Below are 13,825 nucleotides of genomic sequence, written 5' to 3' on the forward strand. Positions count from 1 at the left end.
CGGCCCGGCCATACCTTTGCGCCTTGCTATCTCACGTTCCCATCATGCCCAACATCCAGCCCAAAATCACGCCTATCTACCAAACGTCGGTGTTCAAGTTTGAAGACCTCGACGCGGTGCAGCAGTATTTCGACGAACCGGGCAGCCGCTACCTGTACTCGCGCAACGGCAACCCCAACACCGACGAGCTGGCCAGTGCCGTGGCCCAATGGGAGGGCGGCGCGGGAGCCGTGGCCACGGGTTCGGGCATGGCGGCTATTTTCGCGGCGCTGCTCACGTATTGCCAGGCCGGCGACCATGTGCTGTGCGCGGCCGATATCTACGGCGGCTCGGCGGCCCTGCTGAACCTGGAGCTGGCGCGGCTGGGCATTGCGGTAACGTACGTGCCATTTGAAAGCCTCTACGACTTGGCGGGTTACGTGCAAGCCACTACGCGGCTGCTGCTGTGCGAAACCATGAGCAACCCGTTGCTGCGCGTGGTAGACCTGCGCGCCGCCGCCACCGAATGCCACCGCCACGGCCTGAAGCTGGTGGTCGACAATACGTTTGCGACCCCCGTGCTAACCCGGCCGCTGAGCTACGGGGCCGACCTCGTGCTGCACAGCGTGACCAAATACCTGGCCGGCCATTCCGACGTAACGGCCGGGGCCGTGGTGGCCCGCACGCCCGAAGACGTGGCCCGCCTGCGCCAGATTGGTGTGGTGTTCGGCCTCACCCTAAGCCCCATGGAAAGCTGGCTGAGCGTGCGCGGCATGAAAACCATGCGCCTGCGCGTGGCTGCTCACTGCGAAAATGCCTGGGCCGTGGCCGAATTCCTGGCCAAGCACCCGGCCGTGCAGGCCGTGTATTACCCCGGGTTGGGCGCGCACCCACAGCACCAGCTGGCAGCCAGCCAGGGCGGCGGGCGCTTCGGGGGGATGCTGTCGTTTCGGCTGCCGGATGACGCGGCGGTCGTCAACCGCTTCATGCAGCGCAGCCAGCGGTTTCCGTTTGCGCCTTCGCTGGCGGGCGTCGATTCGTCGTGTTCGCACCCGCTCTACACTTCGCACCGGGCCCTGACCGATGCGCAGCGGGCCGAACTGGGCATCACCGTCGGGCTGGTGCGGCTGAGCGTGGGCATCGAGCCGGTGGAGGAACTATTAGGCGATTTAGCCCACGCGCTGGCTTGAGATTAGCTCTCGCTGACTTTAGCTCAAAGTCCAATTAGTAGAGTTTAAAGTATTGAAGGTTAGTGATTGAGTGGAAGTAATGCGCGATTTGAAAGGTCGGGTGTAAGCTGCTTTTGGGTTTGGAAGGCGCAAACGGCGCTCTTCCTTTGTGACGGTTCTACTAGCTGGCAACAACGCCGGTCCCGAGCCACTTCACTTTCCCCATCAATTGTTATGGATGCTGCTTCGCCCCGTTTGCCGCTTGCTCTCAAATTGGTTGTTAGTGCCTTTCTGGCCGTGATGGTGCCGGTGTACTACTGCGATTACGGCCCCACCAATTTTCTGTATTTCTGCGACGTGGCCTTGCTGCTGAGCTTCATCGCGCTCTGGACGGAAAAAGCTCTGCTGGCCTCGATGGCAGCCGTTGGCATTCTGATACCCCAGGTATTGTGGTGCGCCGATTTTATGGGCGAGCTGTTCCATGTGCATCTGGTGGGACTGACGGCCTACATGTTCGACGCCAACCGCTCGCTGTTTCTGCGTGGGCTGTCGTTCTTCCACGGCTGGTTGCCGTTTCTACTGGTTTTTTTGGTGAAGCGCCTGGGCTACGACCGCCGCGCGCTACTGGCCTGGACGGCCCTGGGCTGGAGCCTGTGCCTGGTGGCCTACTTCTTGATGCCCGTCGCCGGCACCGTGCTGGCCGACCCCAAAATTCCAGTCAACATCAACTACGTGTTTGGTTTTGACGATGCCCATTCGCAAACCTGGCTGCCCGCCCCCCTGTATCTGCTGGCCTGGATGATGGGGCTGCTGCTGGTGTTTTATGTGCCTTCGCACCTGCTGCTGCGCCAGTTGTTTGCCCAGCCTGCCTCGCCGCAGCCCCGGATTGCCCACTCGCCAGCTCCCGAAACCATTATTCTGGCGGTAGGCGGGTGCATAAGGCGCTAAGGAGCTAGGGCCCAAAACACAACACCCGACGCCAGGCTAGTGGCGTCGGGTGTTGTGGTATTGAAGCGGGGCGAAAAGCCCTTTTAGAGCTTATCCGACACCTGTCCCGAAATCTGCCGGGCGGTGCGCAGGGCCTGAAACTCACCCTGTACGCCCCGGATGGTGAGTTTGTCGTCGAGGGTGTAAGTGCTGCGCAGCTGCTCGTAGCGGCCGTTGAGGCTGCTGAGCACGGTGGCGGCGCGGGCCCAGTCGGCAGACGACCAGCCGCGGCGGTCTTCCCGCACCTTATCGAGGAAGCGGGTGTAGGCATCGAGCAGCTGCGGGGAGGTGAGGCGGGCTACGGTGGTGCGCTCGCGGAAGAAGTTGGAAACGGCCGTGTCGCTGGCCGCCCCGGTGGCTACGGTTTCGGTGGGGCTGGTGCTGGGGTTGATGATGGTGGTGCCCGTACGGGCGGCGGTGCCAGCCGGCACGGTAGTGGTGCGCGTGGTGCGGCGGATGACCTTGCCGGTGGCCGGGTCGAGGTCTTCAGTAACCTCCGTCACCTGCTCGGTGCCGGGCTTGGCGGCGGCCGGCGAAGTGCTGGTTTTAGCCGTAGTGGTGGTTTTGGTTTGGGCGGTGGCGGCCAGGGGCAGGGCCAGCAGCAGGGCAAAAAGGGGAACGTTTTTCATGTCGAATAGCGAATGGCTAAGCCTTTAACGGCAAAATAGCCTAAAATGGCTGCCGGGTGCCCATATACTGGCAAGAATGCGGCCAGTTTGCAATGTGCTAATCATCAGAATATTCCAGATTCAACCCAAGGCCTCCGCCAAAGCCTCCTTCACGCGGCGCAGGTCGCCGTCGGTCATGGCCGTGCCGCTGGGTAGGCACAGGCCCCGGGCGAAGAGGTCGGCGCAGACCGCGCCGCCGTACATGGGCGCTTCGGCAAACAAGGGCTGCAGGTGCAGCGGCTTCCAGAGCGGGCGGCTCTCGATGTTGCGGGTTTCGAGGTGCTGGCGCAGGGTTTCGGGCGTGATAAAGGGGGCAGCCGGGGCGTCGGCATCCGGGTCGGCCGGGTTCAGCAGAATGGTGGTGAGCCAGCGGTTCGAGCGGCTGCCGGCGGGCTCGGGGGCCAGCGCGACGGTGATGCCGGGCAGGCCGGCGAGGTGCTCGCGGTACCAGTCGAAAATCTGGCGGCGGCGCTTCACACGCTCGGGCAGCAGCTCCATCTGCCCGCGCCCGATGCCGGCCAGGATGTTGCTGAGGCGGTAGTTGTAGCCCACTTCCGAGTGCTGGTAGTAGGGGGCATCGTCCTTGGCCTGAGTGGCCAGAAAGCGGGCTTTTTCGGCCAGGGCGCGGTCGTAGGTCATTAGCGCGCCGCCGCCGCTGGTGGTCAGAATCTTGTTGCCATTAAACGAGAACACGCCTACCCGGCCAAACCCCCCCAGCGGCTGCTGCTCCCACTCCGAGCCCAGCGCTTCGGCCGCATCTTCGAGCACCGGAATGTCGAACTCCCTGGCCAAGGCCAGGATTTCGGGTAGCTTAGCCGGCATGCCATACAGGTGCACCATAATGAGGGCCTTGGGCTTTTTGCCCTTGGCAATTCGGTCCACGATGGCTTCGCGCAGGCGTTCGGGGCAAAGATTCCAGGTATCGGGCTCGCTGTCCACAAACACCGGCGTGGCCCCCAGGTACACAATCGGATTCGCCGTGGCCACGAACGTGAACGAGGGGCACAACACCTCATCGCCCGGCTCCACGCCCAGCAAAATCAGCCCCAAGTGAATGGCGGCCGTACCCGAGTTCAGCGCCACGCAATGGGGCATCCCCACCGCCGCGCAGATGTCGGCTTCGAAACCGCTGATGTTAGGTCCGGCCGGGGCCACCCAGTTGTCCTCAATGGCCTTGTGCACGTAGTTGAGTTCGTGTCGGCCGAGATGGGGAGGAGAGAGGTAAAGACGGTCGTAATCCTGGCTACGCATGTATTCAATTAACGATTAACAATGAGCAATGAACAATTAGGGATGGGTAATCAGGGTTGAGTAGCGGGCGGGTTGGCAGATTATGTGCCACGCCCCACAACGCATTATTCATTGCTCACTGTTAATTGGTCATGGCCTTCGCCGGTACGCCCACGGCCGTGATGTTGGCTGGTAGGTCGCGCACGGCGACGGCCCCGGCCCCGACGATGGTGTTTTCGCCTACCTGCACCCCCTGAATCACGGTGGCATTCGTGCCAAGGTACACGCCAGTGGCGAGCCGGGCCGCGCCGCCCACGTTGGCGTGGGGCATGAGGGAGCAGAAATCGGCTAATTCGGCATCATGGCCCACGGTGCAGCCCAGGTTCAGCAGTACGAAGCGGCCCAGGGCAATGTCGCAGGTGAGCACGCAGCTTTGCTGAATAATGCAGCCGGCTCCCAGCGCGAGGCGCTGGCGCGGGTGCAGCGCCACGCCCGGATGCACCAGACTCGGAAAACTAAGCTGCGCCGACGTGAGCCGGGCCACTACGGCCGCCCGCCCGGCCGGGCTGCCCACCGCCACGGCCACGGCCAGCGGCTCGGGGGTGGCGTTGAGGGCGGCGCTGGTGCCGAGGTAGGGTAGGCCGCCCACGGTGGGCGTGGCCGGTGTTTGGTCGTCGTAGAAGCCGCGCACCTGCCAGCTGGGCCGAGCGTCATTCAACTGCTGCACCAGCAGCAGCACTTCGCGCCCGAGGCCGCCCGCGCCGAAGATGACGAGCGGGGGCCGCGCACCGGCGGGCTCGCTATCGTCGTAATCTGAGAAAAAGAGCTGAGTCATGAGCAGGCTTACGAAGAAAGGGGGGGCGGTGGGCTACCTCGAAAAGCAGTAGTCGTGGCCTGACCGGGCGCATTGATGTCGCGCGCACCCAGTACCCGCCCGGCAGTGCGCCACAGGATGCGTAGGTCCAGCTTCAGCGATAGATGGTCAACATACCACACGTCGAAAGCAAATTTTGCTTCCCAGCTGATGGCGTTGCGGCCATTGACCTGGGCCCAGCCGGTGAGGCCGGGGCGCACGGCATGGCGGCGGGCCTGCTCGGGCGAATACAGCGGCAGGTACTCGGGCAGCAGCGGGCGGGGGCCCACCAGGCTCAGGTCGCCGCGCACAATATTCCAGAGCTGGGGCAGCTCATCGAGCGAGGTGGCGCGCAGCCAGCGGCCCAGCGGCGGCAGGCGTTGCGCATCGGGCAGCGGCTGGCCGCGGGCATCGTGGGCCTCAGTCATGGTTTGCAGCTTGTAGAGCGTGAACAGCCGCCCATGCCAGCCTGGCCGCGCTTGCCGAAACAGCCAGCGGCCCCGGTTTTGTACCGCCGCCAGCACCGCCGCGCCCGCCAGCAGCGGCAGCGTGAGCAGCAGCAACGGCGTAGCCAGCGCCAGGTCGAGCAGGCGCTTGCCGTGGCGGGCGTAGAAGGAAGCGGAAGCGGACAAGGCAGAGATGGGTCAATAATACGGTCACAAAAGAACGTCATGCTGAGCGGAGGCGCAGCCGCAGTCGAGGCATCGCGCGTGCTCTCACTAACCAAATCGGTGGGTTTGCGATAGTGGATTGCCCGCGAGATGCCTCGGCTGCGCTCGGCATGACGTTCTTTTGCTGCTTGTTCTCCATTCTTCATTCAGCGAAGCATCCATGCTCGTCTTCCCCAACGCCAAGCTCAACCTTGGCCTCTACGTTACCCAGCGCCGGCCCGACGGCTTCCATACCCTCGAATCGGTATTTGTGCCCCTGCCCTGGACCGATGCGCTCGAAATGCTGCCCGCCGCCGCTGGCCAGCCCACCGGCCTCTTGCTCACCGGCCGCCCCATCCCCGGCGACCCGGCCACCAACCTCTGCGTGCGGGCCTACGAGCTGCTGCAGGCCGACTTCCCGCAGCTGCCGCCGGTGCAGCTCTACCTGCATAAAATCGTGCCCATTGGGGCTGGCCTGGGAGGCGGCTCGGCCGATGCGGCGTTTACCCTTCGGGCCGCCAACGACCTGTTTGGCCTCAGCCTTACGGCGGAAGCGCTGGAAGGCTACGCCCGTCGGCTAGGCTCCGATTGCGCTTTCTTCATCCAAAACAAGCCCGTGCTGGCCATTGAAAAAGGCGACGTGTTCGAGGATATCGAATTGAATCTGAAAGGGACTAGCTGCGTGGTGGTGTACCCCAACCTGCACATCAGCACGGCCGAAGCCTACGCCCGCATCAGCCCGCAACAACCGCGGCACCCGCTGCGCGAGGCGCTGACGCAGCCAATGAGCACCTGGCGCAACACCGTTAGCAACGACTTCGAAACGGCCCTCACGCCCAGCCACCCCGTATTGGCCGAAATCAAGCAGCAGCTGTATGACGCCGGTGCTACCTATGCGAGCCTATCGGGTTCGGGCTCGGCCGTGTACGGCTTGTGGGAAAGCGCGGAGCCGGCGGCACTGGAATGGCCAATTGGATATACGGTGTGGCAGGGGCTACTATGAATAGTTAAAAGTTGAATGTGAAGAGTTGAATCAACAGCGTCTGCTAAACCAACTCCCAACCCTTCACTCCTAATTCTTAACTCAAACGGGCATAGCTGGTTCCAAATCGGGCTCCTTATCTTTCATCAGCCGGGCCACCAGCGGATGAATCAGCACGCTGAGTACGATGAGCAGCGTGCCAATGTAAAAGCCCGTGCTCATGCGCTCGCCGTTAAACTGCGGCGCGTGCAGCAGTCCTTTGGTGTGCAGCCAGTAAATGGCGGCGGCCATCGAGATGCCATACACCGGCTCCAGGTTGATGGTCAGGTTCACGGCAAAAGGGGAGAGGCGCTTCATCAATTCCACCGAAGTGGAGAAGGCGTACACGGTGCACACGCCAGCCAGCAGGCTCAGCCAGAGCCAGTCGGAGCCGTGCCAGGCCAGCTGCAGCCCGTGGCCCTCGGTGAAATAATGGCTGTAAACCGGAAAGAACAGCACGATGCTTAAGCACGCGCCTGCCATCTCGTAAAACGTGAGCCGCAGCGGCGGGTGCAGCTTAATCAGTTTCGAGTTCAGCACGCTGAACAGCGCCGATAGGCCCGCCGACAGTACCGCCACACCCAGGCCCAGCAATTGGTCGAGCTCAGCCTGGCTCACGAGGTACAGGCCTACCATCGTAATCAGGCCCAGGCCTACCTCGTAGCCGCGCACCCGGCGCCACAACAGCAACGGCTCCAGCAGCGAAGTCCAGAGCGCCAGCGTAGCCAGCCCGGCCAGGCACACACTGACGGACGACAGGCGCGCCGCCAGAAAAAACGTTATCCAGTGCGCTGCTACCAGCGCGCCCACCGCCAACAGCCGCAATAGCTGCCCCATTGGAATGCGCCACGGCAGCCGCCGGGCCACCAGTAGCACCGCCAGGCCCGCGGCCGCCAGTAGCGTGCGCCAGAACACGAGCTCCACCGGCAGTACCGTCAGCAGCTTGCCCAGAATGGCCGTGAAGCCCCACAGGAGCACAATAAAATGAAGCTTTAGGTAGTCTTTTAGCAAGGGGAGGAGGGTAAGGGGGTGGGCGGGTATGGGTTTCTGGGGTAAGAAGGTAAGGGTGTGGGGGGACAGAAATGAAACGGCGGTTCCTTTTCACCCCTCATATCCCCTTACCCCGCACCCTCCTGCTCTACTATTATTTCGGCACGAAGCGGTACAGCGCCAGCCCAATCATCGAAAACACCGTGCTGGGCACCCAGGCCGCCACCAGGGGCGAAAGGCTGCCTACCTGCGCCAGATTGCGGCTCAGCATCACAAAAATGATGAAGACAAAGGCCAGCACGAAGCCCAGCGCAATTTGCCCACCCACGCCGGCCCGCGACTTCCGGGCGCTGAGAATTACCCCAATCAGCGTAAGAATAACGATGGCAAACGGGTAGGAATACCGCTCGTATTTCTCGCTGAGGTAAATCTGGGTGTCGTCGGCTCCGCGCTCGATTTTGGTGCGGATATAGCGGTTGAGTTCCGGCAGCGTCATGGTTTCGGCCAGCTTGTAGGTGCTGGCGAAGTCGGCGGGCAGTAGGTTCAGCGTGGTGTCGCGGGCGGCCACGGTTTTCAGCGTTTCGTCCTGCGGCCCGCGAAACGTGCGCACCAGCTGCGGCGAAAGGTGCCACACGTGCTTGGTCGAATCCCAATTGATGGCATCGGCCGTGAGGCGGCGCTTGAGGATGGTGCTATCCACGGTTTCGAGCGCAAAATGGAAGCCGATATTATTGATATTATCGTAGCTCTCCATATACACGTAGCTGCGCGGCCCAATTTTAATGTGCACGTTGCGCCCCTGAAATCGGTAGGGTAGTTTAATATACGCCTTCTCGAATTGCACCCGCGATTTGTTGCCCAGCGGCAGCACCCAACCAATCAGCCCGAATATCAGCAGCCCCACCACCGCGCCGCCGGCCGCATACGGCATCATCAGCCGCCGAAAGCTCACGCCACTGGCCAGAATCGCGACAATTTCGGTGCGCGCCGCTAGCTGCGCCGTCACAAATACCACCGCGATAAAAATGGTAATCGGCGAGAGCAGGTTAGCAAAATAGGGAAATAGAAAAATATAATAGCCGAAAATAATTTTCGACATCGATAAATTATGCTGAATAAAGTCGTCGTTTTTCTCCGTGAAATCAATCACGCAAATCACCGTCACCAGAATAGCCACCGAGAAAAAGAACGCGGCGAGAAATTTCTTAATGATGTATTTGTCGAGGATATTCATTGGATAACGGTTAGTGTTTAATGGTAAATGGTTAATTAACAAGAGTAGCTATTTGGAAAAATTAACCACTAACCATTGACCATCACTCCTTATAATCTTGTCATCAGCTGCTTCACCATGCGCTCCTTCCAGGGGCCAAACGTGCCGGCGATGATTTCCTTGCGGGCTTCCTTCACCAGCCACAGATAAAACGTGAGGTTGTGGGCGGAGGCAATTTGCGGCCCCAGCATTTCCTGGCACTGGAAGAGGTGGCGCACGTAGGCGCGGGTGTAGAAGTTGCTGGCCGCGCCCTCCAGCACCGGGTCGATGGGCGTGAAATCGGTGGCAAACTTCAAATTGGTCACGTTCATAATGCCCTGCGTGGTGAACAGCATGCCGTTGCGGGCGTTGCGGGTCGGCATCACGCAGTCGAACATATCCACGCCCAGGGCAATGTTTTCGAGAATATTAGCCGGCGTGCCCACGCCCATCAGGTAGCGGGGCTTGTCTTTGGGCAGGATGTCGCAGACCAGCTCGGTCATCTCGTACATCAGCTCAGCCGGCTCGCCCACGCTCAGCCCACCGATGGCGTTGCCGGCGCGGCCCTGCTCGGCAATAAACTCAGCGGATTTAACGCGCAGGTCCTTGAAAGTGCTGCCCTGCACAATCGGGAACAGCGCCTGCTCGTAGCCATAGAGACCCTCGGTACGGTCGAAACGCTCGATGCAGCGCTTCAGCCAGCGGTGGGTCATGTCGAGCGAGCGGGCGGCGTAGTCGTACTCGCAGGGCCAGGGCGTGCACTCATCGAAGGCCATGATAATGTCGGCCCCAATCACGCGCTGAATATCCATCACACCCTCGGGCGAGAACAAATGCTGGCTGCCGTCGATGTGCGAGCGGAACTTCACGCCCTCTTCTTTAATCTTCCGGGTGTTCGAGAGCGAGTACACCTGATAGCCGCCTGAGTCCGTCAGAATCGGCCGGTCCCAGCCGTTGAACTGGTGCAGCCCGCCAGCGGCACGGAGCACGTCCAGGCCCGGGCGCAGGTAAAGGTGGTAGGTATTGCCGAGGATAATCTGAGCCTGCACGTCGTCCTTCAGCGTGGCCTGGCTCACGGCTTTCACGGTGCCGGCCGTGCCTACAGGCATAAAAATGGGCGTTTCGATGGTGCCGTGGGCCGTTTCGAGGCGGCCGGCGCGGGCCTTGGTGGCGGGGTCTTGGGCGAGGAGGTCGAAGGTCATGCGGTCTGGAACTGTCATCCTGAACGTAGCGCAGCGAAGTGAAGGACCTTATCAACCGCGAACGATTCGCAGTAACTCAATCGGCGCGGCCGTGATAAGATGCTTCGCTGCGCTCAGCATGACGGTGCAAAGGTAACCCGCCCGTTTCGCGCCCCGTACTTTTGCAGGCTCATTCGTACCCGCCGCTTTGTTGCTTTCATTCGTACCCACGTCCCCGTTTTTCTGGCTTTTGTTGGCGTGCGTGCTGGTGCAGCTGTTCTACGCGGTGTATTTCTTCTGGCCCTTCGCCCGGCGCGTCCCCGAAGCGCCCGCCGATGCGCCCGGACCCGACGCGGAGCCGGTGTCCATCGTCGTCTGCGCCCGCAACGAACTCGACAACCTGCGCCGCCTGTTGCCCCTGCTCCTCAAGCAGGACTATCCCGCCGCCTTCGAAATCGTCCTCATCGACGACCGCAGCCACGACGATACTTATCTCTACACCCAGCAGCTGGCCCAGTACTACCCCAGCACCGTGCGCCTCGTCACCATCGGCAGCACCCCCGACGGCTTCGCCCCCAAGAAATACGCCCTCACGCTCGGCATCAAGGCTACCCGCTACCCGCGCCTGCTTTTCACCGACGCCGACTGCATTCCGGCTACCAACCAATGGCTGCGCCTGATGCAGCGCGGCTTTTCGCACAAGGACGGCGCTGATGTCGTCCTTGGATTCTCCGCCTACGCCGAAGCGCCCGGTTTCCTCAATCAGCTCATCCGTTACGAAACCCTGCTCACGGCCGCGCAGTACCTCAGCTTTGCCTGGCGCGGCTGGCCTTACATGGGCGTTGGCCGCAACCTGGCCTACACCCGCGCCTGCTTCACGGCCACCAAGGGTTTTGCCTCGCATATTCGGCAGCTTTCGGGCGATGATGACCTGCTGGTGCAGGATGCCGTGCGCCAACACCAGCGCGTGGCCGTGGTGGCCGACTCCGGCTCCCACACCCTAAGTGAGCCGGCCGAAACCTGGCGCGCCTGGTGGCGGCAGAAACGCCGGCATTTATCTGCTGGCCGCGCCTACCGGTTGGCCGACCGGTTGCGAATCGGCACCTTTGTGCTAGCAAATACGTTGTTCCATCTGGCTACCGTCGTGTTAGTTTTTTCACCAAACAATTGGGTACCTTTGGCGGTAATATGGGTTCTGCGAAACTTGTTCGTGAGCGCCGTATATGCGCGGCTGAGCCACCGCCTCGACCAGCCCGTAAACGTCGGGCTGTTGCCAGTGCTCGATGTGGTTTATTTTGTTCAATACCTGGCTCTGGGAATCTCGCTCTTCCTCAACCGCACTCTTCGATGGAAATAAACAACCAAGATATTCAAAAGCAGTTTTCAGCTAAAGCTAAACATGACTTCAAGCTGATTCGCGCCGCCGTGGACCACGGGGATGAAAAGGCCTACGCCGAGCTGATGCAAATCTATAAAAAGCCCGTTTACCACGTGGTGCTAAAGATGGTGCGCAATCAGGACGATGCCGAAGACCTCACCATTGAGGCCTTCGCCAAGGCCTTCCGCAATCTGCACAAGTTCAATCCCGAGTATGCGTTCAGCACCTGGTTGTTCCGCATTGCTACCAACAACTGCATCGATTTTATTCGCAAGAATAAAATCAAAACCATGTCGATTGACTCGGCCATTAAGGTTGACAACGGCGACGAAATCACCATCGATTTCCGCGACAACGACCTGAACCCGGCCGAACACGCCGTGCGCAACCAAAAAATTGAAATCATGCGCCACGTCGTGTCGCGCCTGCCCGATAAGTATCAGCGCCTGGTGTCGCTACGCTATTTCGACGAGCTTAGCTACGAGGAAATTGCCACCGAGCTCAAAGCTCCGCTTGGCACTGTGAAAGCCCAGCTGCACCGCGCCCGCGAGTTGCTCTATGACATGGTGAAGCACACCAAGCAGATTATCTAGAATCAGAAAGCCCCGATGAGAGTCGGGGCTTTTTTTAGGGATTGAACGGACGGGCTTTATTCGTCCGCCGAGCGCAGGTCGCGTGGGTCGGGCCGGTGTTCGAGAATTTCGGCGGGTTGGCAGTCGAGGGCCTGGCAAATAGCGGCCAGCGTGCTGAAGCGCACGGCCTTGGCACGCCCGCTTTTCAGGATAGATAAGTTGGCCAGGGTGATGCCCACCATCTCGGCCAGCGCGCTAAGCGTCATCTTGCGACGGGCCAGCATCACGTCGAGGTTTACAATGATGGGCATCAGATAACAAGTTCGGCCTCGCGGCTCAGTTCGACGCCGCGCTGGTACACGGCCGCAATAATCAGCAGTATCAGGCCAACCTCCCAGCCCGGCAGGGTGTTTTCGGTGCTGAGGCGCACGTAGTGGCTAAGCGGCTCGGCCAGGCCCGCAGCCCGAAATGGCGGCACCAGTGCCCGCACGGCTAGGTAGGCCATTTCCTGCGCGAAATCGAGTCCCAGCACCAGCAGGCCCAGCCCGCGCAGCCGCTGGGCATTGGCAAAGGTAAACGGCGTGGTAGGGGTCACGTCCAGTAATAGTTGCCACAGCAGCCAACTGCCCACCCCAAAAAACACCACCCAGGCCAGCGATTGGTAGTCACTGGAAGCGCCGAGATACAGCAGCGCCAGCCGCCGCCCCGTGCTGGGCTCATAGTAACGTAACAACGTTGCCTGCGGGTCGGCCACTACTTCGAAAGTAGCTATGGCGGCTAATTGTGGCTGCCGGGTCGTGCGCGCTGGCCGATAGTTGTACCCGTCGGACCAACCCGCCTGCATGTCGTGCATTGCCGAAAACATGTTCGGGGTAGTTGTGTCCAGCGTGAGTTGTAAAGCGGGATTGTCGAAGGCCACCGCCGTGCGAACCAGCAGCAGCATGGCCGCTAAACCACCGCCAAGCAGGAAAATAAAGGCCAGGGGCCGACTAAATCGCAATAGCGAAGCCAGAGGAAGAAGACGCATCGGGAAGGAATGGGTGATTAATGCTGCAAAGCAATTGATAAATTATTGAAAAACAATAAAAATTTATTGAATATAAATTTATTTGTATCGATTATCAATAGAAATGTATTGTTGATTTCTGATATTCTGCTTTTTTTATTGCCGCCAGATACATGGGAATATGGCACCGGCTTTGTGTGCCAAAGCACCTGTACCGTGCACCTTTGCACCCATGAACCTTTTACAGCACCACTTCCCCCAGCTCACTTCGCAGCAGCTCCAGCTATTTCAGCAGTTCGAAACCGAGTTTCGGGCCACCAACGAAGCTATTAACCTCGTGTCGCGCCCCGACATGGATAATTTCACCGAGCGGCATGTGCTGCACTCGCTGGGGATTGCCAAAGTGATTCAGTTTGCCAAAGGCAGCACCGTGCTCGACGTGGGCACCGGCGGTGGCCTGCCCGGCCTGCCGCTGGCCATTCTGTTCCCCGAAGTTCATTTCCACCTCGTGGACAGCATCGGCAAGAAAATCCGGGCCGTGCAGTTCATGGCCGCCGCCCTGGGCCTCGATAACGTGACCGCCGAGCAAACCCGCGCCGAGCAGCTCCGCGCCAAGTACGACTACGTGGTGAGCCGCGCCGTGGCCCGCCTAGCCACCTTCCACCCCTGGATTGCCCACCGCTTCAAGCCCCAGGGCGCGCCAGGTGCCGGGCTTTATTATTTGAAAGGCGGCGAACTGGCCGAGGAAATTGCAGAATCCGGCCTGAAAGCAAAGGTGACGGACTTGAGCAACTTCTACCCGGAAGAATTCTTCGAAACGAAGAAGGTGGTTTTCGTGCCGGCAAAATAGGGGGCATCATTGCAAGTGGAGCGTAGCGCTTCACTCGCA

15 protein-coding genes are annotated in these 13,825 nt (G+C 60.6%); 6 read left to right on the forward strand and 9 right to left on the reverse strand.

Features of this window, described 5'->3' with window-relative positions:
• Positions 1–44: 44 nt before the first annotated feature.
• Both ABIB44_RS16500 and ABIB44_RS16505 read left to right on the forward strand, forming a co-directional pair.
• Complete coding sequence (locus tag ABIB44_RS16500; protein ID WP_354585767.1) at positions 45–1,169, forward strand: trans-sulfuration enzyme family protein; 1,125 nt, start codon at positions 45–47, stop codon at positions 1,167–1,169.
• Positions 1,170–1,382: 213 nt separating this feature from the next.
• Entirely contained in the window at positions 1,383–2,096 is a 714-nt protein-coding gene (locus tag ABIB44_RS16505; protein WP_354585768.1) for a membrane-associated protein, read from the forward strand.
• Between the two features lie 83 nt (positions 2,097–2,179).
• On the opposite strand, the gene ABIB44_RS16510 is transcribed toward ABIB44_RS16505, so the two are convergent.
• The 4 genes from ABIB44_RS16510 to ABIB44_RS16525 form a co-directional block, all read right to left on the reverse strand.
• Complete coding sequence (locus ABIB44_RS16510; protein WP_354585769.1) at positions 2,180–2,764, reverse strand: hypothetical protein; 585 nt, start codon at positions 2,762–2,764, stop codon at positions 2,180–2,182.
• A gap of 120 nt (positions 2,765–2,884) precedes the next feature.
• Positions 2,885–4,054, reverse strand: a complete 1,170-nt coding sequence (locus tag ABIB44_RS16515) for a DegT/DnrJ/EryC1/StrS family aminotransferase (RefSeq protein WP_354585770.1) — start codon at positions 4,052–4,054, stop codon at positions 2,885–2,887.
• 121 nt (positions 4,055–4,175) lie between these two features.
• Positions 4,176–4,868, reverse strand: coding sequence for an acetyltransferase (locus tag ABIB44_RS16520; protein ID WP_354585771.1), 693 nt, complete (start codon positions 4,866–4,868; stop codon positions 4,176–4,178).
• Between the two features lie 8 nt (positions 4,869–4,876).
• Positions 4,877–5,518, reverse strand: coding sequence for a sugar transferase (locus ABIB44_RS16525; protein ID WP_354585772.1), 642 nt, complete (start codon positions 5,516–5,518; stop codon positions 4,877–4,879).
• Between the two features lie 199 nt (positions 5,519–5,717).
• On the opposite strand from ABIB44_RS16525, the gene ispE reads away from it, so the two are divergent.
• The gene (gene ispE, locus ABIB44_RS16530) at positions 5,718–6,539 is read left to right on the forward strand and encodes a 4-(cytidine 5'-diphospho)-2-C-methyl-D-erythritol kinase (protein ID WP_354585773.1); all 822 of its coding nucleotides are present in this window, start codon (positions 5,718–5,720) and stop codon (positions 6,537–6,539) included.
• Positions 6,540–6,620: 81 nt separating this feature from the next.
• Here ispE and ABIB44_RS16535 read toward each other — a convergent pair whose 3' ends face one another.
• From ABIB44_RS16535 to tgt, 3 genes are all read right to left on the reverse strand, one after another.
• Positions 6,621–7,535, reverse strand: coding sequence for a DMT family transporter (locus tag ABIB44_RS16535; RefSeq protein WP_354585774.1), 915 nt, complete (start codon positions 7,533–7,535; stop codon positions 6,621–6,623).
• 166 nt (positions 7,536–7,701) lie between these two features.
• The gene (locus ABIB44_RS16540) at positions 7,702–8,781 is read right to left on the reverse strand and encodes an LptF/LptG family permease (RefSeq protein ID WP_354585775.1); all 1,080 of its coding nucleotides are present in this window, start codon (positions 8,779–8,781) and stop codon (positions 7,702–7,704) included.
• Positions 8,782–8,870: 89 nt separating this feature from the next.
• Positions 8,871–10,001 (reverse strand): tRNA guanosine(34) transglycosylase Tgt, encoded by a 1,131-nt coding sequence (gene tgt / locus ABIB44_RS16545; RefSeq protein WP_354585776.1) that lies wholly within the window; start codon positions 9,999–10,001, stop codon positions 8,871–8,873.
• Positions 10,002–10,230: 229 nt separating this feature from the next.
• Between tgt and ABIB44_RS16550 the strand changes: the two genes are divergently transcribed.
• Both ABIB44_RS16550 and ABIB44_RS16555 read left to right on the forward strand, forming a co-directional pair.
• Complete coding sequence (locus tag ABIB44_RS16550) at positions 10,231–11,337, forward strand: glycosyltransferase (protein ID WP_354585777.1); 1,107 nt, start codon at positions 10,231–10,233, stop codon at positions 11,335–11,337.
• Entirely contained in the window at positions 11,328–11,951 is a 624-nt protein-coding gene (locus tag ABIB44_RS16555; protein ID WP_354585778.1) for an RNA polymerase sigma factor, read from the forward strand. Before ABIB44_RS16550 ends, ABIB44_RS16555 begins: the two co-directional genes overlap by 10 nt.
• Before the next feature lie 56 nt (positions 11,952–12,007).
• Here the strand turns inward: ABIB44_RS16555 and ABIB44_RS16560 are convergent, their stop codons facing one another.
• The gene (locus tag ABIB44_RS16560; RefSeq protein ID WP_354585779.1) at positions 12,008–12,241 is read right to left on the reverse strand and encodes a helix-turn-helix domain-containing protein; all 234 of its coding nucleotides are present in this window, start codon (positions 12,239–12,241) and stop codon (positions 12,008–12,010) included.
• A complete protein-coding gene (locus ABIB44_RS16565) occupies positions 12,241–12,957 on the reverse strand; it encodes a DUF2975 domain-containing protein (protein ID WP_354585780.1) in 717 nt (238 codons plus the stop codon). The genes ABIB44_RS16560 and ABIB44_RS16565 overlap by 1 nt, the downstream gene beginning before the upstream one ends.
• Positions 12,958–13,168: 211 nt before the next feature.
• On the opposite strand from ABIB44_RS16565, the gene rsmG reads away from it, so the two are divergent.
• A complete protein-coding gene (gene rsmG, locus ABIB44_RS16570; RefSeq protein ID WP_354585781.1) occupies positions 13,169–13,786 on the forward strand; it encodes a 16S rRNA (guanine(527)-N(7))-methyltransferase RsmG in 618 nt (205 codons plus the stop codon).
• Positions 13,787–13,825 lie beyond the last annotated feature (39 nt).

Origin of the sequence: Hymenobacter sp. UYCo722 (assembly GCF_040547115.1) — a bacterium.
Classification (GTDB): Bacteria; Bacteroidota; Bacteroidia; order Cytophagales; family Hymenobacteraceae; genus Hymenobacter.